General features: G+C 66.6%; 19 protein-coding genes. 18 read left to right on the forward strand and 1 reads right to left on the reverse strand.

Annotated features, from left to right (window positions below; all coding sequences use genetic code 11):
• Positions 1-58: 58 nt before the first annotated feature.
• Positions 59-1,102 (reverse strand): rod shape-determining protein, encoded by a 1,044-nt coding sequence (locus ACYVG8_RS12350; RefSeq protein WP_028498499.1) that lies wholly within the window; start codon positions 1,100-1,102, stop codon positions 59-61.
• A gap of 148 nt (positions 1,103-1,250) precedes the next feature.
• Here ACYVG8_RS12350 and gatC point away from each other — a divergent pair, with 148 nt between their 5' ends.
• From gatC to ftsA, 18 genes are all read left to right on the forward strand, one after another.
• Positions 1,251-1,538, forward strand: coding sequence for an Asp-tRNA(Asn)/Glu-tRNA(Gln) amidotransferase subunit GatC (gatC, locus tag ACYVG8_RS12355; RefSeq protein ID WP_028498498.1), 288 nt, complete (start codon positions 1,251-1,253; stop codon positions 1,536-1,538).
• A gap of 65 nt (positions 1,539-1,603) precedes the next feature.
• Entirely contained in the window at positions 1,604-3,055 is a 1,452-nt protein-coding gene (gene gatA / locus ACYVG8_RS12360) for an Asp-tRNA(Asn)/Glu-tRNA(Gln) amidotransferase subunit GatA (RefSeq protein ID WP_028498497.1), read from the forward strand.
• A complete protein-coding gene (locus ACYVG8_RS12365; protein ID WP_028498496.1) occupies positions 3,052-3,300 on the forward strand; it encodes a hypothetical protein in 249 nt (82 codons plus the stop codon). Before gatA ends, ACYVG8_RS12365 begins: the two co-directional genes overlap by 4 nt.
• A gap of 11 nt (positions 3,301-3,311) precedes the next feature.
• On the forward strand, positions 3,312-4,739 hold the full coding sequence (gatB, locus tag ACYVG8_RS12370) for an Asp-tRNA(Asn)/Glu-tRNA(Gln) amidotransferase subunit GatB (protein WP_107888864.1): 1,428 nt from the start codon (positions 3,312-3,314) through the stop codon (positions 4,737-4,739).
• Positions 4,740-5,014: 275 nt separating this feature from the next.
• Positions 5,015-5,461, forward strand: coding sequence for a division/cell wall cluster transcriptional repressor MraZ (gene mraZ, locus ACYVG8_RS12375; RefSeq protein WP_028498494.1), 447 nt, complete (start codon positions 5,015-5,017; stop codon positions 5,459-5,461).
• On the forward strand, positions 5,458-6,411 hold the full coding sequence (gene rsmH / locus ACYVG8_RS12380) for a 16S rRNA (cytosine(1402)-N(4))-methyltransferase RsmH (RefSeq protein WP_028498493.1): 954 nt from the start codon (positions 5,458-5,460) through the stop codon (positions 6,409-6,411). Before mraZ ends, rsmH begins: the two co-directional genes overlap by 4 nt.
• The gene (gene ftsL, locus ACYVG8_RS12385; protein WP_028498492.1) at positions 6,408-6,680 is read left to right on the forward strand and encodes a cell division protein FtsL; all 273 of its coding nucleotides are present in this window, start codon (positions 6,408-6,410) and stop codon (positions 6,678-6,680) included. The genes rsmH and ftsL overlap by 4 nt, the downstream gene beginning before the upstream one ends.
• Positions 6,677-8,440: a peptidoglycan D,D-transpeptidase FtsI family protein gene (locus ACYVG8_RS12390; protein WP_036385458.1), complete on the forward strand. Its 1,764-nt coding sequence runs from the start codon at positions 6,677-6,679 to the stop codon at positions 8,438-8,440. The genes ftsL and ACYVG8_RS12390 overlap by 4 nt, the downstream gene beginning before the upstream one ends.
• Positions 8,437-9,909, forward strand: a complete 1,473-nt coding sequence (locus ACYVG8_RS12395) for a UDP-N-acetylmuramoyl-L-alanyl-D-glutamate--2,6-diaminopimelate ligase (RefSeq protein WP_028498490.1) — start codon at positions 8,437-8,439, stop codon at positions 9,907-9,909. The genes ACYVG8_RS12390 and ACYVG8_RS12395 overlap by 4 nt, the downstream gene beginning before the upstream one ends.
• Positions 9,906-11,270: a UDP-N-acetylmuramoyl-tripeptide--D-alanyl-D-alanine ligase gene (locus ACYVG8_RS12400; protein ID WP_460745911.1), complete on the forward strand. Its 1,365-nt coding sequence runs from the start codon at positions 9,906-9,908 to the stop codon at positions 11,268-11,270. The genes ACYVG8_RS12395 and ACYVG8_RS12400 overlap by 4 nt, the downstream gene beginning before the upstream one ends.
• Before the next feature lie 90 nt (positions 11,271-11,360).
• Complete coding sequence (gene mraY / locus ACYVG8_RS12405) at positions 11,361-12,446, forward strand: phospho-N-acetylmuramoyl-pentapeptide-transferase (RefSeq protein WP_107888860.1); 1,086 nt, start codon at positions 11,361-11,363, stop codon at positions 12,444-12,446.
• A gap of 5 nt (positions 12,447-12,451) precedes the next feature.
• Entirely contained in the window at positions 12,452-13,822 is a 1,371-nt protein-coding gene (gene murD / locus ACYVG8_RS12410; RefSeq protein ID WP_460745913.1) for a UDP-N-acetylmuramoyl-L-alanine--D-glutamate ligase, read from the forward strand.
• Positions 13,823-13,824: 2 nt separating this feature from the next.
• Entirely contained in the window at positions 13,825-14,991 is a 1,167-nt protein-coding gene (ftsW, locus tag ACYVG8_RS12415; RefSeq protein ID WP_028498486.1) for a putative lipid II flippase FtsW, read from the forward strand.
• On the forward strand, positions 14,988-16,070 hold the full coding sequence (murG, locus tag ACYVG8_RS12420; protein WP_460745914.1) for an undecaprenyldiphospho-muramoylpentapeptide beta-N-acetylglucosaminyltransferase: 1,083 nt from the start codon (positions 14,988-14,990) through the stop codon (positions 16,068-16,070). The genes ftsW and murG overlap by 4 nt, the downstream gene beginning before the upstream one ends.
• A 73-nt stretch (positions 16,071-16,143) precedes the next feature.
• Positions 16,144-17,541 (forward strand): UDP-N-acetylmuramate--L-alanine ligase, encoded by a 1,398-nt coding sequence (gene murC, locus ACYVG8_RS12425; RefSeq protein WP_028498484.1) that lies wholly within the window; start codon positions 16,144-16,146, stop codon positions 17,539-17,541.
• Positions 17,541-18,467 (forward strand): D-alanine--D-alanine ligase, encoded by a 927-nt coding sequence (locus ACYVG8_RS12430; RefSeq protein ID WP_460745934.1) that lies wholly within the window; start codon positions 17,541-17,543, stop codon positions 18,465-18,467. The genes murC and ACYVG8_RS12430 overlap by 1 nt, the downstream gene beginning before the upstream one ends.
• Positions 18,457-19,191, forward strand: a complete 735-nt coding sequence (locus ACYVG8_RS12435; RefSeq protein ID WP_028498482.1) for a cell division protein FtsQ/DivIB — start codon at positions 18,457-18,459, stop codon at positions 19,189-19,191. Before ACYVG8_RS12430 ends, ACYVG8_RS12435 begins: the two co-directional genes overlap by 11 nt.
• A 62-nt stretch (positions 19,192-19,253) precedes the next feature.
• On the forward strand, positions 19,254-20,465 hold the full coding sequence (ftsA, locus tag ACYVG8_RS12440; protein WP_233495175.1) for a cell division protein FtsA: 1,212 nt from the start codon (positions 19,254-19,256) through the stop codon (positions 20,463-20,465).
• Positions 20,466-20,564 lie beyond the last annotated feature (99 nt).

The raw sequence follows: 20,564 nt of genomic DNA on the forward strand, positions 1-20,564 counted from the left end.
AGTCTGTGGGCCGTCAGTGGCCGGCCATCGCTGGCCGGCCGTCTCGACTGCAAAGGGATCAATCGTTGGTGAAGATGGTGCCGATGGCCTTGTCGAGCTTGTCGAGTGCCTTGCCGGAGCCGCGAACCACGCAGGTCAGCGGGTCTTCGGCAACGAACACCGGCAGGCCGGTTTCTTCCTGCAGCAGGCGGTCGATATCGCGCAGCAGCGCGCCACCACCGGTCAGCACCATGCCCTTGTCGGCGATGTCGGCGCCGAGTTCCGGCGGTGTCTGTTCCAGCGCGATCTTCACGGCGGACACGATCTGGTTCAGCGGCTCGGTCAGCGCTTCGAGGATTTCGTTCGACGACACGGTGAACGAACGCGGAATGCCTTCGGCCAGGTTGCGGCCCTTGACTTCCATCTCGCGGACTTCGGCGCCCGGGAAGGCGGAACCGATGGTCTTCTTGATCTCTTCGGCCGTGGTTTCACCGATCAGCATGCCGTAGTTGCGACGGATGTAGTTGATGATCGACTCGTCGAACTTGTCGCCGCCGACGCGAACCGAGTTCGAGTAGACGATGCCGCCCAGCGAGATCACGCCGACTTCGGTCGTGCCACCGCCGATGTCGACCACCATCGAACCGGTGGCTTCCTCGACCGGCAGGCCGGCACCGATGGCCGCGGCCATCGGCTCTTCGATCAGTTCGACGCGACGCGCGCCGGCGCCGAGCGCGGATTCCTTGATGGCGCGGCGCTCGACCTGGGTCGAGCCGCACGGCACGCAGATCACGATGCGCGGGCTGGACGACAGGAAGCGGCTCGGGCTGACCTTCTTGATGAACTGCTTGAGCATCTGCTCGGTGACGGTGAAGTCAGCGATCACGCCGTCCTTCATCGGGCGGATGGCCGAGATGCTTCCCGGGGTGCGGCCGAGCATTTTCTTGGCTTCGAGGCCGACGGCGAGAATGGTCTTCTTGTTCGAATTCGACTCGTGGTGGATCGAGACCACAGAGGGTTCGTTAAGCACGATGCCCTTGCCGGTGACGTAAATCAGCGTGTTGGCGGTGCCAAGGTCGATCGCGAGATCGTGAGAGAAATAACCGGTAATGGAACGGAGCATGTAACAATCCTGATCAGGGACGCCGCGTTTTGCGACGGCCCGAAATTCCGTGTGTGGGGGCAAATCCGCCGGTGGCGGAAGCTTGGGCGAAACGGCGCGGTATGATACCCTACAAAGTTCTAAATATTAAGGCATTAACGAGGTTTTTATGGCGCTCACGACCGAAGATGTCACCCGGATTGCCCGGCTTGCCCGGCTCCGGGTCAGCGACGAGGAACGGATGGCGGTGCAAGGTCAGTTGAATGGCATCCTCGGATTGATCGAGGCGATGCGCGCAGTCGACACGGAAGGTGTCGAGCCGATGGCGCATCCCCAGGACGTCAGCCTGCGTCTGCGTGCGGACGTCGTGACGGAAACCGATCACCGCGATGCGTTCCAGGCCGTGGCGCCGCAGGTCGAGGCTGGCCTCTACCTGGTGCCGAAAGTCATCGAATAACGCATTACCGTGCCCGGCCTCGTGCCGGCCGCCTCCCTTTATATCAAGATACTGCCCGCTCCGACATGGAATACACGCTAAAAGAGCTTTCCGACGCGCTCGCCGGCAAACAGGCATCGGCGGCCGAACTGGTTGCCGATGCGCTTGACCGCATCGAACGCGCCAACCCGGCACTCAATGCCTTTATCACCATTGCCGACCGCGACGTCGCGCTGGCCGCCGCCCGCGCGGCCGATGCGGCCCGCGCCGCCGGACAGGCCCCGCGTTTCGCCGGCATCCCGCTGGCGCACAAGGACCTGTTCGTCACCGAAGGCATGAAGACCAGCTGCGCATCGCGGATGCTCGACACCTTTATCGGCCCGTATGACGCCGCCGTGGTGTCGCGCTGCAAGCAGGCCGGCTTCGTGACCGTCGGCAAGACCAATATGGACGAGTTCGCGATGGGCTCGTCGAACGAGAACTCGTTCTATGGCCCGGTGCGCAACCCGTGGGATCACGGCGCGGTGCCCGGCGGCAGCTCCGGCGGCTCGGCCGCCGCCGTGGCCGCGCGGCTGGTGCCGGTTGCCACCGGTACCGATACCGGCGGCTCGATCCGCCAGCCGGCGTCGTTCTGCGGCATTACCGGCATCAAGCCGACCTATGGTGTCGTCAGCCGCTACGGGATGGTCGCCTTCGCCAGTTCGCTGGACCAGGGTGGCCCGATGGCGCAGACCGCCGAAGACTGCGCGCTGATGCTGAACGTGATGGCCGGTTTCGACGAACGCGACTCGACCAGCCTCGACCGTCCGGCCGAGGACTACACCCGCGAGCTGGGCCAGTCGCTGGCCGGGCTGAAGGTCGGCCTGCCGCGCGAATTCTTCACCGACGGGCTGGATGCCGAAGTGGCGCGGGTGGTTGATGCGACCGTGGCCGAGCTCAAGCGGCTCGGGGCCAGCATCGTCGAAGTCAGTTTGCCGAAGACCGAGCTGTCGATCCCGGCCTACTACGTGATCGCCCCGGCCGAAGCCAGCTCGAACCTGAGCCGCTATGACGGCGTGCGCTACGGCCACCGTGCGGCCGAATACCGCGACCTGACCGACATGTACGAAAAATCGCGCGCCGAAGGCTTCGGCGCCGAGGTCAAGCGCCGCATCCTGATGGGCACCTACGTGCTGTCGCACGGTTATTACGATGCCTATTACCTGCAGGCGCAGAAGATCCGCCGCCTGCTGGCCGACGATTTCCGTGCCGCGTTCGCGCAGTGCGACGTGATCCTCGGCCCGGTGGCGCCGACCCCGGCCTGGAACCTGGGCGAGAAGGGTGACGATCCGGTCGCGATGTACCTGGCCGACATCTACACGCTGGCGGTCAACCTGGCCGGTCTGCCGGGCATGAGCATGCCGGCCGGCTTCTCCGCCAGTGGCCGTCCGATCGGCGTGCAGCTGATCGGCAACTATTTCCGCGAGGCACAGCTGCTGAACGTTGCCCACCAGTTCCAGCAGTCGACCGACTGGCACCGACAGGCGCCGGCGTCGTGAGCGAGAAGCTTCGACATATCGTGCGCCGCGGCAAGGCGATCGGCACCGTGCTGACGCCGCACCGGTTCCGCGACGGCCTGCTCGCCGCCAGTCCGACCCACCTGGAGCGTGATTTCGTGCGTGTGCGCAGCGAACGCGAACTGGTCGAACTGGCGCGGCAGGGCTTGAAGATCCTGATGAGCAACCCGAAAGTGCCAGGCCACAACGTGCCGGTGCCGGTGATTGCGGAAATCTACGAAAAATAGGTACTGAAGCGATGAAATGGGAAGTCGTCATCGGGCTTGAGGTGCATACGCAGCTCTCGACCCAGTCGAAAATCTTTTCCGGCAGCAGCGTCGCCTTTGGCGCCGCGCCGAACACCCAGGCCAGCGCGGTCGACATCGCGCTGCCGGGCGTGCTGCCGGTGATGAACCGGGCCGCCATGGAAAAGGCCGTGCGCTTCGGGCTGGCCATCGGCGCGAAGATCAATCGCAAGTCGATCTTCGCCCGCAAGAACTACTTCTACCCCGACCTGCCGAAGGGCTACCAGATCAGCCAGTTCGAGCTGCCGATCGTCGAGGGCGGCGAGCTGGTGATCCGGGTCGGTGAGGCGGAAAAGACCGTGCGTCTGACCCGTGCCCACCTTGAGGAAGACGCCGGCAAGTCGCTGCACGAGGCCTTCCAGCACGTGACCGGCATCGACCTGAACCGCGCCGGCACGCCGCTGCTGGAAATCGTGTCCGAGCCGGACATGCGCTCGGCGGCCGAGGCGGTCGCCTATGCGCGGACCCTGCACGGGCTGGTGACCTGGCTCGGCATCTGCGACGGCAACATGCAGGAAGGCAGCTTCCGCGTCGACGCCAACGTGTCGATCCGTCCGTTTGGCCAGGCCGAATTCGGTACCCGGCGCGAGATCAAGAACCTGAACTCGTTCCGCTTCCTCGAACAGGCGATCAATGCCGAAATCCAGTGGCAGATCGATACCATCGAGGACGGCGGGCGCGTCCAGCAGGCCACCGTGCTGTTCGATGCGGACAGTGGCGAAACCCGCGCGATGCGCAGCAAGGAAGACGCGCACGACTACCGCTACTTCCCGGACCCGGACCTGCTGCCGCTCGAAGTGACCGATGCCGACCTCGACGCCGTGCGCGCCGACATGCCGGAACTGCCGGGCGAGATGAAGGCCCGCTTTATCGATGCCTATGGCGTGTCCGCCTACGACGCCGGTGCGCTGACCCAGGATCTGCATACCGCCCGTTATTTCGAGGCGGTGGCGAAGCTGTCCGGACAGGGCAAGCTGGCCGCGAACTGGATCGCCGGTGAAATCGCCGCGCGTCTGAACCGTGAGGAAAAGACGCTGGCCGATGTGCCGGTGTCGGCCGAACGCTTCTCCGGCCTGCTGGTCCGCATTGCCGACAACACGCTGTCGAACAAGCTGGCCAAGCAGGTGTTCGACGCGATGTGGGACGGCGAACTCGATGCCGACGCCATCATCGAACGCGACGGGCTGAAGCAGGTGTCCGATGCCGGCGCGATCGAAAAGCTGGTCGAGGAAGCGATCGCGGCCAACCCGAAGGCGGTCGAGGAATTCCGCGCCGGCAAGGAAAAAGCGCTGAACGCGCTGGCCGGTCAGGTGATGAAGGCCAGCCGCGGCAAGGCAAATCCGGGCCAGGTGCAGGAAATCCTGCGTCAGAAGCTGGCCTGAGGCACTGACCGTTCGTCATTTTCCCGGCAGTCCACAGTACGAGGCCCCTTGCGGGGCCTTTTACTGTTTTTGCCGTGTGGGCGCTGCAGCAAGCCGCTGATTCTTTCCGTTTTTTCCCATTCGGCAAATTCTCTAAGTGCTTGTCCTGCAAGGTGAATCGCGCAGGATGGTCATTGACCGGATTTTGTCGAATCCTTATAGTGGCGGAATGTGGGGGAAAGTGGATTAAAGTGGATTATTCCCCCCAGGGAAAACCAGGAACGCATCGGGCCATCATGTTAGGCGGCGTCAGCACCCTCAGTCTCGACAGCAAAGGTCGCCTTGCCATTCCGGCCAGGCACCGCGAGACCCTGTGCGCCGATTTCGGCGACAGGCTGGTGGTGACGCTCGAATCGCTGAATTGCCTGCTGGTGTATCCGCAGAAAACCTGGTTGCCGGTGGCGGAGAAAATTGCCGCCCTGCCGGCCAACAACCCGGCCGCGCTGCGCTACCAGCGCCTGCTGCTGGGCCACGCCGAAACGCTGGAGATGGACAGCGCCGGCCGCGTGCTGCTGCCGGCCAAACTCCGGCAGATGACCGGGCTGGACAAGAAAGTGGTGCTGGTCGGCATGGGCCGGCGCTTTGAATTGTGGGACGAAGACCGCTGGGACGCCGAGACCATGGCGACCCTGGCATTGCCGCCGGGCGAACTGACCGGCCAATTGGGAGAATTTTCATTGTGAGCACGCCGCTGCAACATATTACCGTGCTGCTTGACGAGGCTGTCGAGGCCCTCGCCGTGCGCGCGGACGGCGTGTATGTGGATTGCACGTTCGGACGCGGGGGACACTCGCGCCTGATCCTGTCCCGGCTCGGGCCCGAAGGCCGGCTGATCGCCTTCGACAAGGACCCGCTGGCCATTGCCGAGGCCGGCCGCATCGATGATCCGCGCCTGACCATCGTCCACGCCGGCTTTGAAACCCTGGCGGACGAGCTGGACCGGCTCGGCGTCGAACGGGTCGACGGCGTGCTGATGGATCTCGGCGTGTCCTCGCCGCAGATCGACGACGCGCAGCGTGGTTTCAGCTTCCGCTTCGACGCACCGCTGGACATGCGCATGGATACCACGCGCGGCCAGACGGCGGCCGACTGGCTGAACAGCGCCAGCGAGGACGATATCCGTCGCGTGATCCGCGAATACGGCGAGGAACGCTTCGCCGCCTCCATTGCCCGTGCCATCGTGCAGAACCGCGCCGACGGCACGCTGCTTCACACCACCCGCGAACTGGCGGCGCTGTGCGCGCGCTGCGTGCGAACGCGCGAACCCGGGCAGGACCCGGCCACGCGAACGTTCCAGGCCATCCGCATCTTCATCAATCGCGAGCTGGACGAACTGGAAGCCGTGCTGCCGCAGGCTGCGGCGCGGCTGTTGCCGGCCGGCCGCCTGGTGGTCATCGCCTTCCATTCGCTGGAAGACCGCATCGTCAAGCAGTTCATGCGCGCCGCGTCGTCGCCGCCCGAACTGCCACGCGGCATGCCGATCCGCGCCGCCGACCTGCCGCAGCCGCCGCTGGCGCTGCTTGGCAAACCGGTGCGCGAGGGCAGCGAACGGCTGGCGGCGAACCCGCGCGCGCGCAGCGCCATCATGCGCGTCGCGTCACGCAACAATGTGCGCTGGGGACCGTCGACATGACCCGGAGCCACCTTCTGCTGCTGGTCGTGCTGATCGGTTGTGCCCTGTCGGTCATCACCTGCCGGTTCGAATCGCGCAAGCGGTATGGCGAACTGCAGAAGGAACAGCGTTTTGCCCACGAGCTTGACGTCGAATACGGCCGCCTGCGGCTGGAACAGGGTACCTGGGCGGCGCATGCGCTGATCGAGCGCCGCGCCACCGACGCGCTCGGCATGCACATGCCGGACACGCGTGAAATCCAGGTCATTACCCTCGGGAGCCGGCCATGACCCGCGTCGGGGCGATCCACACCCCGCGCGGCGGCATTCCGCGCCGGCAGAACCAGAGCCTGCGCCTGCCCGCGTCGCGGGTCAAAATCGTCGGCTGCGTGCTGGGCGTGCTGTTTGGCGCGCTGCTGGCCCGCGCCATCTACCTGCAGGTCATCAAGCAGGACTTCCTGCAGGGGCAGGGCTCGGCCCGCTACAGCCGCACGCTGACGCTGGAAGCCACGCGCGGGATGATTACCGACCGCAACGGCGAACCGCTGGCCATCTCCACCCCGGTACAGTCGATCTGGGCCAGTCCGGCCGACATGGATGCGGTGCCGGTCGAGAAGATCAATGCGCTGGCGCGGCTGCTGGACCTGAAGCCCGAGGACATCGCGCGCAAGTTTGCCGACAAGCGGCGCGAGTTCGTCTACCTGAAACGCCAGATCCGCCCGGAACTGGCGGATGAAGTGGTCAAGCTCGCCATTCCCGGCGTGTCGACCCAGCGCGAATACCGCCGCTACTACCCGGCCGGCGAGATCATGGCCCAGGTGGTCGGCTACACCGGCATGGACGGGCGCGGCCAGGAAGGCATGGAGCTGTCGCGCGACAAGATGCTGGCCGGCCACGCCGGCAGCCGTCACGTGATCAAGGACCGTCGCGGTCATATCGTCGAGGACGTGGCCGCCATCGAGCGCCCGCGTGACGGCCAGACCCTGGCGCTGTCGCTGGACCGCCGCGTCCAGTACCTCGCCTATCGCGAACTGAAGGCCGGCATGGAAGCCAGCGGCGCCAAGGCCGGCGGCATTGTCGTGCTCGACGCGCAGACCGGCGAAACGCTGGCCCTGGTCAACCTGCCGACCTACAACCCGAACAACCGCTGGGACCTGAAACCGGCGGAGATGCGCAACCGCGTGCTCAGCGACCAGTACGAACCGGGCTCGATCATGAAGCCGCTGGTCATCGCCAAGGCTTTCGACGACCACCTGATCCGTGCCGAGCAGGTGTTCGATACCAGGAGCTATACCATCGGCCCGGCGCTGATCAAGGATACCCACCTGTATCCGGAGCTGGACATCGGCGGCATCCTGCAGAAATCGTCGAACGTCGGCGCCAGCAAGATCGCGCTGCTGCTGCAGCAGAAGACCATGTGGCAGTTCTTCAACGACATCGGCTTCGGCCGGCGGCCGCAGACCGGCTTCCCCGGTGAAGCCGCGGGCCATGTGCGGCCGTGGAAAACCTGGCGCCCGATCGAGCAGGCGACGATGGGCTACGGCCACGGCATTTCGGTCAGCCTGATCCAGATGGCGCGTGCCTACACCGTGTTCACCAACGACGGCGAAATGCTGCCGATCTCGTTTACCAAGCTGGATGCGCCGCTGCCGGGCAAGAGCATCATTTCGGCGCAGACGGCGCGCACCATCCGCCACATGATGATCAAGGTCACCGAGCCGGGCGGCACCGCGCCACGCGCGCAGGTGCTCGGCTACCACGTTGCCGGCAAGACCGGCACCGCGCTGAAGCTCGAAGGCGGGCGCTACGTGAAGAAATACGTGGCGTCCTTTGTCGGCTTTGCGCCGGCGACGCGGCCACGGCTGATCGTCGCCGTGATGTTCGATGAGCCCGGCAATGAAAGAGGCATGATTTACGGCGGGATTTCCGCCGCCCCGGTGTTCGCCAAGGTCATGGCGGACGGGTTGCGCATGCTGGGCGTCGAGCCCGATGCGCCGACCAACAACACGCTGTTCCCGGCCGATGTGCCGCTAGTGAAAGAAGAAACATGATTTCCCGCCTCATCAATCTGCCGGAATGGGACCCGGCGCAACTCGATTCGCTGGGACTGCGTCCCGATCGCGTCACGTCCGACAGCCGCCGCGTGCTGCCGGGCGACCTGTTTCTGGCCTTCCGTGGCGAATACGCCGACGGTCGCGACTACATTGCCCAGGCGATTGCCCAGGGCGCCGGCGGCGTGGCCTGGGACCCGGCCGACGGCTTCGCCTGGAACCCTGCATGGGATGTGCCCAACCTGGCCGTGCCCGACCTGCGCGCACGCGCGGGCGTGATCGCCAGCCACCGCCTCGGCGACCCGAGCCGGGCCATGACCGTCATCGGCGTGACCGGCACCAACGGCAAGACCTCGATCACTACCTGGCTGGCCCAGGCGCTGACCCTGAACAATCGCAAGACCGCGCTGATCGGCACGGTCGGCAACGGCTTCTTCGGTGAACTGGCCGACAGCACCCACACCACGCCGGACCCGGTCACCGTGCAGACCTCGCTGGCCGGTTTCCGCCGCCAGGGCGCCAGTGCGGTGGCGATGGAAGTGTCCAGCCACGGGCTGGACCAGCACCGCGTCAACGGCGTCGCCTTCACCACCGCCGTCTTCACCAACCTGACCCGCGACCACCTCGACTACCACGGCACGATGGAAGCGTACGGCGCGGCCAAGGAACGGCTGTTCCACTGGGTCGGGCTGCGTCACGCAATCATCAATGCCGACGATGCGTTCGGTCGCGAGCTTGCCACCCGCGCCGAAGCCGGCCGCGTCATCACCTATGGCATCGACCAGGGCGATGTGCGCACGCGCAAGTTCATCGCCAGCCTGGACGGGCTGCACCTCGACGTGGTCACGCCGTGGGGCGAGGGCCATATCGATTCGCCGCTGCTCGGCCGCTTCAATGCCTCGAACCTGCTCGCCTGCCTGGCGGCGCTGTGCGCCAATGGCGTGGCGCTGGACGAAGCCTGCCGCATTCTCGGCCGCATCCAGCCGGCGCGCGGGCGCATGCAGCGCGTCGGCAGCGGTGACGAGCCGCGGGTGGTGGTCGATTACGCCCACTCGCCGGACGCACTGGAAAAGGCGCTGGGCGCGCTGGCCGTGCTGCGGCCGGCCGGTGGCCGCCTGTTCTGCGTGTTCGGCTGCGGCGGCGATCGCGACCGCGGCAAGCGGCCGATGATGGGGGCCATTGCCGAACAGCTGGCCGATATCACCGTCGTCACCAGCGACAACCCGCGCACCGAAGCCCCGCAGGCGATCATCGACGACATCGTTGCCGGCATGCGTGCGCCGGGCCATGTCGATGCCGACCGCCGCGCCGCCATCCGCTGGGCGGTCAGCAATGCCCGCAGCGGCGACATGATTCTGGTCGCCGGCAAGGGCCACGAGGAATACCAGGACATCAAGGGCGTCAAGCACACGTTCAGCGACGTGCGGGAAGCCGAGGACGCGCTGGCCAGCTGGGGGACGCGGCCATGAGCATGCTGAGCCTGTCCGCCGCCGCCGATGCACTGTATGCCGTGCACACCGGACCGGATGCGGACTTTGCCCGCGTGGTGACCGACAGTCGCCAGGTCCGGCCTGGCGACCTGTTCGTTGCGCTGAAGGGCGAACGTTTCGATGCGCATGACTTCGTCGCCGACGTGCTGGCGGCCGGCGCCGTGGGCGCCGTCGTGCGTTGCGATTTCGAACTCGACGGCGCCTCGCTGATCAAGGTGCCGGATACCCGCATCGCACTCGGCCACCTGGCTGCCCGCTGGCGTCGTGGCTTCGCGCTGCCGCTGGCCGGCATCACCGGCTCGAACGGCAAGACCACGGTCAAGGAAATGCTGCGCGCGATCCTGGTCGCGCAATATGGCGACGCCGCCGTGCTGGCTACTCATGGCAACCTGAACAACGACATCGGCCAGCCGCTGACCCTGCTGCAACTGTCCGCCGGCCATCGTGCGGCGGTGATCGAAATGGGCATGAACCACGCCGGCGAGCTCAGCTGGCTGTCCGGGCTGGCCCGGCCGCGCGTGGCGCTGGTCAACAACGCGATGCGCGCGCATATCGGCTACTTCGGCAGTGTCGAGGCGGTGGCGCGGGCCAAGGCGGAAATCTACGCCGGCCTGCCGGCGGACGGTGTCGCCGTGCTGAATGCCGACGATCCGCATGCAGATCTGTTCCGGGTTGCGGCCGCCGGCCGCCGCCGGGTCGAGTTCGGCCTGACGCGCGGCGACGTCCATGCCCGCGATCTGGTCGCGCAGGCCGACGGCAGCCGCTTCACGCTGGTGACGGCGCAGGGCGAGGCCGCCGTGACGCTGCACGTACCCGGTGACCACATGGTCGCCAATGCGCTGGCTGCCGCTGCGGTGGCGCTGGCCCTCGGTGCCTCGCTGGCCGATGTCGCGACCGGACTGGATGCCTTTGCCGGCGTCGCCGGCCGGCTGGCGCCGGCCACGGCACTGAACGGTGCCGCCGTGATCGACGACACCTACAACGCCAACCCCGACTCGGTCCATGCCGCGATCCGCGTGCTGGCCGGCTGTGGTGGCGATACCTGGCTGGTGTTCGGCGATATCGGCGAACTGGGGGCCGAAGCCCCTGCGCTGCATGCCGAAATCGGCCGCTACGCCCGCGAACACGGCATCCGTCACCTGGTCACCATCGGCGAGCACAGTGCCGGGGCGACGCAGGCGTTCGGTGCCGGTGCCGTGCATGGCGCGGACATCGACGCGGTGCTGCAGGCGCTGGCTGCGACCGGGCGCGGTTCGACCGTGCTGGTCAAGGGCTCACGCTTCATGAAGCTGGAACGGGTGGTCGCCGCGCTGACCGGAAAGTCCGCGACCGGCCACTGAGCCGGCGGCGGAGAACAAGCGGCGACCGGACCACCGGTCGCAAACAGAAAAACAGGGTTCGCCGTACGCGGCGGACACAGGGAGTACGAGTTGTTACTTTGGCTGGCCGACTGGCTCGGGGAATATGTCCGCGCCTTCAACGTTCTCAATTACATCACGCTGCGCGCGGTGCTGGCGAGCCTGACTGCGCTCGGCATCGGGCTGTTCTCCGGCCCCTGGGTCATCCGCAAGCTGACCGAGCTGAAGGTCGGCCAGGCAGTGCGCAGCGACGGTCCGCAGACCCATCTGGTCAAGGCCGGCACGCCGACCATGGGCGGCACGCTGATCCTGATGTCGATCGGCATCACCACCCTGCTGTGGGCGGACCTGTCGAACAAATACGTGTGGCTGCTGCTGGCGGTCATGTTCGGTACCGGCGCCATCGGCTTCTACGACGACTGGCGCAAGGTGGTCTACAAGGACCCGAAGGGCATTTCGGCCCGGGCCAAGATGTTCTGGCAGTCGCTGATCGCCATCGGCGCCGGCGTCTATCTGATCACCACCGCGACGCTGCCGACCTCGACCGAATTCATCGTGCCGTTCTTCAAGAACGTCGTCTATCCGTTCGGGGTGGTCGGCTTCTGCGTTCTCACCTATTTCGTCATCGTCGGCACCTCGAACGCGGTCAACCTGACCGACGGCCTCGACGGTCTGGCCGCCATGCCGGTGGTGATGGTGGCCTCGGCGCTGGCGGTGTTCGCCTATGTGGCCGGCCACAGCGGCTTCGCCCATTACCTCGGTCTGCCGCACATTCCGGGCGCGCATGAAGTGGTGGTGTTCTGCGCGGCCATGGCCGGCGCCTGCCTGGCCTTCCTCTGGTACAACGCCTACCCGGCCCAGGTGTTCATGGGCGACGTCGGCGCACTGGCGCTGGGCGCCTCGCTCGGCACGGTGGCGGTGATCGTGCGCCAGGAGATCGTGCTGTTCGTCATGGGCGGACTGTTCGTGATGGAAGCGCTGTCGGTAATGATCCAGGTCGCCAGTTTCAAGCTGACCCGCAAGCGCGTGTTCCTGATGGCGCCGCTGCATCACCACTTCGAACTGAAAGGCTGGAAGGAGACCCAGGTCGTGGTCCGCTTCTGGATCATCACCATGATGCTGGTGCTGGCCGGCCTTTCCACGCTGAAGCTGAGGTAACGGACATGTTTGCGGATCTCGGACTCAAGCAAAAAACGGTCGGTGTGGTCGGCTTCGGCGATACCGGGCTGGCGGCGGCGGCGTTCCTTGCCTCGCGCGTCGGCCGGCTGGTAGTGGCCGACAGCCGCGACACGCTGCCGCATGCCGATGAGCTGCGTGCCGTGGCGCCGGACGCCGACGTGCGCACCGGCGCCTTTGACGCGACCACGTTCGCCGGCTGCGACCTGCTGGTGGTCAGCCCCGGCGTGCCGGTGGCGACGCCGGCCATCGCCGCCTTCACCGGCGAAGTGGTCGGTGATGTCGAGCTGTTCGCCCGCGCCATCCGCCCGCTCGGCAAGCCGGTGATTGCCATCACCGGTTCCAATGGCAAGACCACCGTGACCTCGCTGGTCGGCCATCTGTGCCATGCCACCGGACTGCGGGCCGTGGTGGCCGGCAATATCGGCCTGCCGACCCTGGCGGCGCTGACCGGCATCGAACGCGAAGGCCGGCTGCCGGACCTGTTTGTGCTCGAACTGTCGAGTTTCCAGCTGGAGACCACCCGCTCGCTGGATGCGGTCGCTGCCACGGTGCTGAACATTTCCGAAGACCACCTGAACCGCTATCGCGACCTGCTGGCCTATGCCGACAGCAAGGCTGCGGTTTTCAACGGGGCGGGCGTCCAGGTGCTGAATGCCGACGACGTGTTCGTCCGCGCCATGGCCCGCCCGGATCGCCGCCACGTCACCTTCTCGCTGCGCGACCCGTCCGCCGACTACGCACTGGTCGAACGCGATGGTCGTCACTGGCTGCAGGCCGGTGGCGTCGCGCTGCTGGCGGCCGACGAGATGCAACTGGTCGGCCTGCACAACGCGGCCAATGCGCTGGCGGCGCTGGCACTGGCCGAAGCGGCCGGCATGCCGCGCGCCGGACTGGTCGCCGGACTGAAAACCTTCCGTGGCCTGCCGCACCGGGTCGAACACGTACTGGCCCATGGTGGCGTCGATTTCATCGATGACTCCAAGGGCACCAATGTCGGTGCGACCGAGGCCGCCCTCAACGGCATGACCCGGCCGGTGGTGCTGATCGCCGGCGGTGACGGCAAGGGACAGGACTTTGCGCCGCTGAAGCCGGCCATCGCCCGCATCGCCCGCGCCGTGGTGCTGATCGGTCGCGACGCGGCGCAGATCCGCGGCGCGCTGGATGGCATTGCGCAGCCGGTCATTGATTGCGCCACGCTGGAAGACGCCACCCGCGAGGCCTTTGCGCTGGCGCAGGCCGGCGACGTGGTGCTGCTGTCGCCGGCCTGCGCCAGTTTCGACATGTTCCGCGGCTATGCCCACCGTTCCGAGGTGTTTATCGATGCCGCCCGTGCCATTGCGGCAGGCAGGAGCTGACCGTGCGCTTTGCCTTCGACCGACCCACCCCCGGCGCGCCACGCTTCACCGCGTATGACGAGGCGCTGGTGTGGGTCATCGTCGCGCTGCTGGCCATCGGTCTGGTGATGGTGTATTCGGCGTCGATCGCGTATGCGGAAGCCGATGCCGACACCCACAACCGCTTCTACTACCTGGTCCGGCACAGCATTGCGCTGACGGTCGCGCTGGCCGTGGGCTGGGTCGCCTTCCAGGTGCCGACCGCGATGTGGCAACGCCACGCCAGCCGGCTGTTCATGCTGGCCTTCGTCATGCTGATCCTGGTGCTGGTGCCCGGCATCGGCAAGGTGGTGAACGGCTCGCGGCGCTGGGTATCGCTCGGCATCATGAACCTGCAGCCGTCCGAGATCATGAAACTGGCGGCCTGCCTGTATGCGGCCGACTTCACCACCCGCAAGGCCGACTACATGCACAGCATCACCAAGGGCTTCGTGCCGATGGCGGCGGCAGTGGCGGTGACCGGCATCCTGCTGCTGATGGAGCCCGACTTCGGCGCCTTCGCCGTGGTGGCGGTGATCTCGATGGGCACGCTGTTCCTCGGCGGCATCAACTGGCGCATCTTCGCCGCGCTGATCACCGTTGGCGGCCTCAGCGCCGTTGGCCTGGTGATGAGTTCGCCATACCGGATGGAGCGCGTGGTCGGCTTCCTCGACCCGTGGCAGGACCCGTACGGCAAGGGCTACCAGCTGTCGCACTCGCTGATTGCCTTCGGCCGCGGCGAGTGGTTCGGCGTCGGCCTCGGCAACAGCGTGGAAAAACTGTTTTATCTGCCGGAAGCGCATACCGACTTCCTGATGGCAGTGATTGCCGAGGAATTCGGCTTCGTCGGCATTGCCGTCGTCGTCGGCCTGTTCGCCTGGCTGGTCCGGCGCGCGTTCCACATCGGCATGGAATCGAAAAAACTCGAACGCTTCTTCCAGGCGCTGGTCGCCCAGGCCATCGGCATCTGGATCGGCTGGCAGGCGTTCATCAACGTGGGTGTGAACATGGGCTTGCTGCCGACCAAGGGTCTGACCCTGCCGCTGCTGTCGTATGGCGGCAGCGCGATCCTGGCCAACTGCATCGCGCTGGCGATCCTGCTGCGCATCGACTGGGAAAACCGCTTGCTGATGCGGGGGTACAAGGTATGAGCATGCCGACCGCCCTGATCATGACCGGTGGCACCGGCGGGCATATCTTCCCGGCGCTGGCCGTTGCGGACGAACTGAGCTCGCGCGGCTGGCAGGCGGTATTCCTTGGCGCCGACGGCGGCATGGAAACCCGGCTGGTGCCGTCGCGCGGCTATGCGCTGGAAACCCTGGCCATTCGCGGCGTGCGCGGCAACGGCATCGCGCGCTGGCTGGCGCTGCCGGCCGTGCTCGGCCGCGCGGTCAGCCGCTCGGTGGCGATCCTGCGCCGGCTGCGTCCGGACGTGGTGATCGGCTTTGGCGGTTATACCGGCGCGCCGGGCGGCCTGGCTGCCCGGCTGCTGGGCATTCCGCTGGTGGTGCACGAACAGAATTCGGTCGCCGGGCTGACCAACCGCATGCTGTCGAAGATTGCCAGTCGCACCCTGTTCGCCTTCCCCGGTGCCTTTGCCGGCGAGGCCGGACTGGTCGGCAACCCGGTTCGGGCCGACATCGCCGCCGTTCCCGCTCCCGACACGCGCTTCGATGGCCGCGACGGCCCGCTGCGCCTGCTGGTGGTTGGCGGCAGCCTGGGCGCCCGGGTATTCAATGACACCCTGCCGGCCGCGCTGGCCAGCCTGCCCGTCGCCTCGCGGCCGCAGGTAGTCCACCAGGCCGGGCAGAAGCAGATCGAGGCGCTGCACCAGAACTATGCGGACGCCGGCGTCGAGGCCGACTGCCGTGCCTTTATCGACGACATGGCCGGCGAGTATGCGCGGGCCGACCTGGTGCTGTGCCGTGCCGGCGCGCTGACCGTGGCCGAGCTGGCCGCCGTGGGCGCGGCCAGCGTGCTGGTGCCGTTTCCGAGTGCGGTCGACGACCACCAGACCGGCAATGCGCGCTTCCTCAGCGAGGCCGGCGCCGGCATCCTGCTGCCGCAGCCGCAGATGACGGTCGAACGGGTCGCCGCGCTGATTTCCGGCCTGACGCGCAGCCAGTGTCTGGACATGGCGCGGGTCGCGCGCGGCAAGGCGAAAACCGATGCTGCCGCCCGTGTGGCGGACATTTGCGCGCAACTGGCGGGCAAAGGATGTAACAAATGACGCCACGCAAAACAGTTTTGGCTCAAAAGCCAGTATCCTTGCGGGTTTTGTGCGGTCTACGCGGAATATCGGGATGAAACACAGAGTCAGACATATCCATTTCGTCGGAATCGGCGGGGTCGGCATGAGCGGCATCGCCGAGGTGCTGCTGACGCTCGGCTATACCGTGTCAGGCTCCGACGTCGCGGCGAATGCCACCACCGAGCGGCTGACGGCTGCCGGCGCGAGCGTGCAGTTCGGCCATGACGCCACCTATGTCGGCGGCGCGGATGTCGTCGTCACCTCCACGGCGGTCAAGGCGGACAACCCGGAAGTGCTGGCGGCGCGTGCCGCAGGCATCCCCATCGTGCCGCGCGCGCTGATGCTGGCCGAGCTGATGCGGATCAAGCAGGGCATCGCCATTGCCGGTACCCACGGCAAGACCACGACCACCAGCCTGGTGGCCAGCGTGCTGGGCCAGGCCGGCATGGACCCGACCTTCGTCATCGGCGGGCGGCTGACCGCCGCCGGCAGCAATGCGCGGCTGGGGTCCGGTGATTTTCTCGTCGCCGAAGCCGACGAGTCGGACGCCTCGTTCCTGTACCTGTCGCCGATCATGGCCGTCGTCACCAATATCGACGCCGACCACATGGACACCTATGGCCACGACTTCGACAAGCTGAAGCAGGCCTTCGTCGACTTTCTGCAGCGGCTGCCGTTCTACGGTCGTGCCGTGGTCTGCGTCGACGACCCGAACGTGCGCGAGATTCTGCCGCGCATCACCAAGCCGATCACCACCTACGGTTTCAGCGAGGACGCCCAGGTGCGGGCCGAGAACGTGGTGGCCGACGGCGGGCGCATGCGCTTTGACGTGCTGTGGGAAAACGGCGAACGCCACCGGCGCACGGTCACGGTCAATCTGCCCGGCCTGCACAATGTGCTCAATGCGCTGGCGGCCATCGCCATCGGGCTGGAGTGCGGCGCGAACATCGACGATATCGCCGACGGACTGGCCGGTTTCTCCGGCGTCGGCCGGCGCTTCCAGCGCTATGGCGAGCTGCGGCTGCCGGATGGCGGCCATGCCACGCTGGTCGACGACTATGGTCACCACCCGGTCGAAATGGCGGCCACGCTGGCCGCGGCGCGCGGTGCCTTCCCCGGCCGCCGGCTGGTGCTGGCGTTCCAGCCGCACCGCTATACGCGGACCCGTGACCTGTTCGAGGACTTCGTCCGCGTGCTGTCGTCGGTCGATGCACTGCTGCTGGCCGATGTCTATCCGGCCGGCGAACAGCCGATCGTTGCCGCCGACGGGCGGGCGCTGAGCCGCGCGGTGCGCGTGGCCGGCAAGGTGGAACCGGTGTTCGTCGAGGCCATCGCCGACATGCCGGGCGCCGTGATGACGCATGTGCGTGATGGCGACGTGGTGATGACGATGGGCGCCGGCTCGATCGGCCAGGTGCCGGGCAAGCTGGCGGCGAAGCAGGAACAATGATGACGCGCGATATGAACAGGCATTTCGGCAAAGTGGCGGTGTTGCTCGGCGGGACCTCGTCCGAGCGTGAAGTGTCGCTGATGAGCGGCAGCGGGGTGCTGGCCGCGCTGCTGCACCACGGTGTGGACGCGCAGGCGTTCGACCCGGCGGAAAAACCGCTGCAGGCGCTGAAGGACGAAGGCTTCGACCGGGTGTTCATCGCCCTGCACGGCCCGTTCGGCGAGGATGGCACGCTGCAGGGCGCGCTGGAGACGCTGGGCATCCCGTATACCGGCTGTGGCGTGATGGCTTCGGCCATCGGCATGGACAAATGGCGCTCGAAGCTGGTCTGGAAGGCCGCCGGCCTGCCGATCCCGGCATTCGAATTGCTGGACGACGACAGCGACTTCGCCGCCATCGAACGCAAGCTGGGCCTGCCGCTGTTCGTCAAGCCGGCCTGTGAGGGGTCGAGCATCGGCGTGACCAAGGTGGTCGAGGCCGGCACGCTGGAAGCGGCCTACCGCGAAGCGCGCCAGTACGATCGCCTGGTGCTGGCGGAAAAATTCATTGGTGGCGGCGAGTACACCGTCTCCATTCTCAACGACAAGGCGTTGCCGGCGATCAAGATCGAGCCGGCGACCGAGTTTTACGACTACCAGGCCAAGTACTTCCGTGACGACACGGTGTACCGCTGCCCGGCCGGGCTCAGCGACGCGCGCGAAGCGGAAATGCGCCGGCTGGCCGAGCAGGGGTTCGCCGTGCTGGGCGGGCAGGGCTGGGGACGGATCGACTTCCTCGTCGACGAGGCCGGCGAGCCGTACCTGCTGGAAATCAATACCTCGCCGGGCATGACCACGCATTCGCTGGTGCCGATGGCGGCGCGGGTGGCCGGGCTGTCCTACGAGGACCTGTGTGTGCAGGTTCTGGATACGGCCCATGTGGGATAACCACAAGGCCCTCAACAGCTTCGCCAGTTTCCTGTTTGGCGCGGCGCTATTGATGAGCCTTGTGGCGGGCGGGTACTGGATCGCCCATTCGAGCTATTTTCCGGTGCGGAAGATCCGCATCGACGGGGCGCTGAAGCATGTGACCCCGGAGCAGTTGCGGTTGGTGGCCGAGTCGGAGCTGAAGGGCACGTTCTTTACCCTGAATCTCGATGCGACCCGGGAAGCGTTTGAAAAGCTGCCGTGGGTGCGGCGTGCGGTGGTGCGGCGGCAATGGCCCGATCAGCTGGAAATCGTGATCGACGAGCACCGCGCGGTGGCCCGCTGGGGCGAGAGCGGTCTGCTGTCGTCGCAGGGCGAGTGGTTCGATGCCGCATCGAGCGAGGCGCTGCCGATGGTCGAAGGACCGGCCGGCAGCGAGAAGGACCTGGTCAGGGCGCTGGCCGATGCCGGCCGGCTGCTGGCGCCGGCCTCGCTGCGGGTGGCCGGGCTGAAGCTGTCGGAGCGGCGGGCGTGGGATGTGATGCTGAGCAATGGCGTCCAGCTCCGGCTGGGGCACGATGATGTCGAGGGCCGGATGGCGAGGTTTGTCGCGGTGTGGCAGCAGGAGCTGGTCAAGCTGCCGTACCGCATTGAATACGTGGACTTGCGGTATCCGAACGGATTTGCGGTCCGGATGCCGGACTACAAGCCGGGAAATGTGCTGCCGAGAAAACCGGCGGCCTGAATGAAACCGAATACGCATACCGGGTGGAGCGATTGGTGAGCAAAACAAGGGACACGAAACAGATGCTGGTCGGCCTGGATATCGGCACGTCGAAGATCGTGGCCATCGTGGCCGAGGTCACCGACGAGGGCGGCATCAATATTGTCGGCATGGGCAATACGCCGTCGCGCGGTCTGCGCAAGGGCATGGTGGTCAATATCGAGGCGACGGTCAAAGCCATCGAGGCTGCCGTGCGCGAGGCCGAACTGATGGCCGACTGCAAGATCAACGAGGTGTACACCGGCATTGCCGGCAGTCACATCAAGAGCGTGAATTCGCACGGCATGGTGGCGATCCGCGAGCGCGAGGTCACCCAGGCCGATATCGACCGCGTGATCGAGACTGCCCGCGCCGTGACCATTCCGCCGGACCACCAGGTGCTGCACATCCTGACCCAGGAATTCTGCATTGACGGCCAGGAAGACGTGCGCGAACCGCTGGGCATGTCCGGCGTCCGGCTGGAGGCGCGGGTCCATATCGTGACCGGCGCGGTCAGCGCGGCGCAGAACATCGCCAAGTGCGTGCGCCGTTGCGGGCTGGAAGTCAGCGACCTGATCCTGCAGCCGCTGGCCAGTGCCCAGGCAGTGCTGACCGAGGACGAGAAGGATCTCGGCGTCTGCCTGATCGACATCGGCGGCGGCACGACCGACATCGCCGTGCTGCGGGGCGGCGCGATCCGTCACACGGCCGTCATTCCGATTGCCGGCGACCAGATCACCAACGACATCGCCATGGCGCTGCGCACGCCGACCAAGGACGCCGAGGACATCAAGATCCAGCACGGCGTCGGGCTGGCCCGCATGGCCGACGCGTCGCAGATGCTGGACGTGCCGGGCGTCGGCGAACGCGGACCGCGCCAGCTGTCGCGCGCGACGCTGGCCGAGGTCATCGAGCCGCGGGTCGAGGAGCTGTTCCAGCTGGTGCAGCAGGAACTCAAGCGTGCCGGTTTCGACGGCATGCTGAGCTCGGGCATCGTGCTGACCGGTGGCTCCAGCCAGATGCCGGGCGTCAGCGAGCTGGCCGAGGAAGTGTTCCACATGCCGGTGCGCGTCGGCGCGCCGCAGTACTATGCCGGCCTGGCCGAGGTCGTGCGCAAGCCGGCCTACTCGACCGCCGTCGGCCTGCTGCTGCTGGGCAAGGAGCGCGAGCACAAGGTATTGATGCCGAAGAACGACGGCGGTTCGATCACGTCGGTGTTCAGCAAGATGAAGGCGTGGTTCGGCAGCAACTTCTGACCGGACCCGAAACGGGATTGCGCCGTCCACCCGGGTGGACGGCCAAAGGAGTGCGACGGCAGGGCGTTGCCGTCGCGGATACAGGGCACATCGCCAGGG

Source organism: Microvirgula curvata (assembly GCF_054781615.1).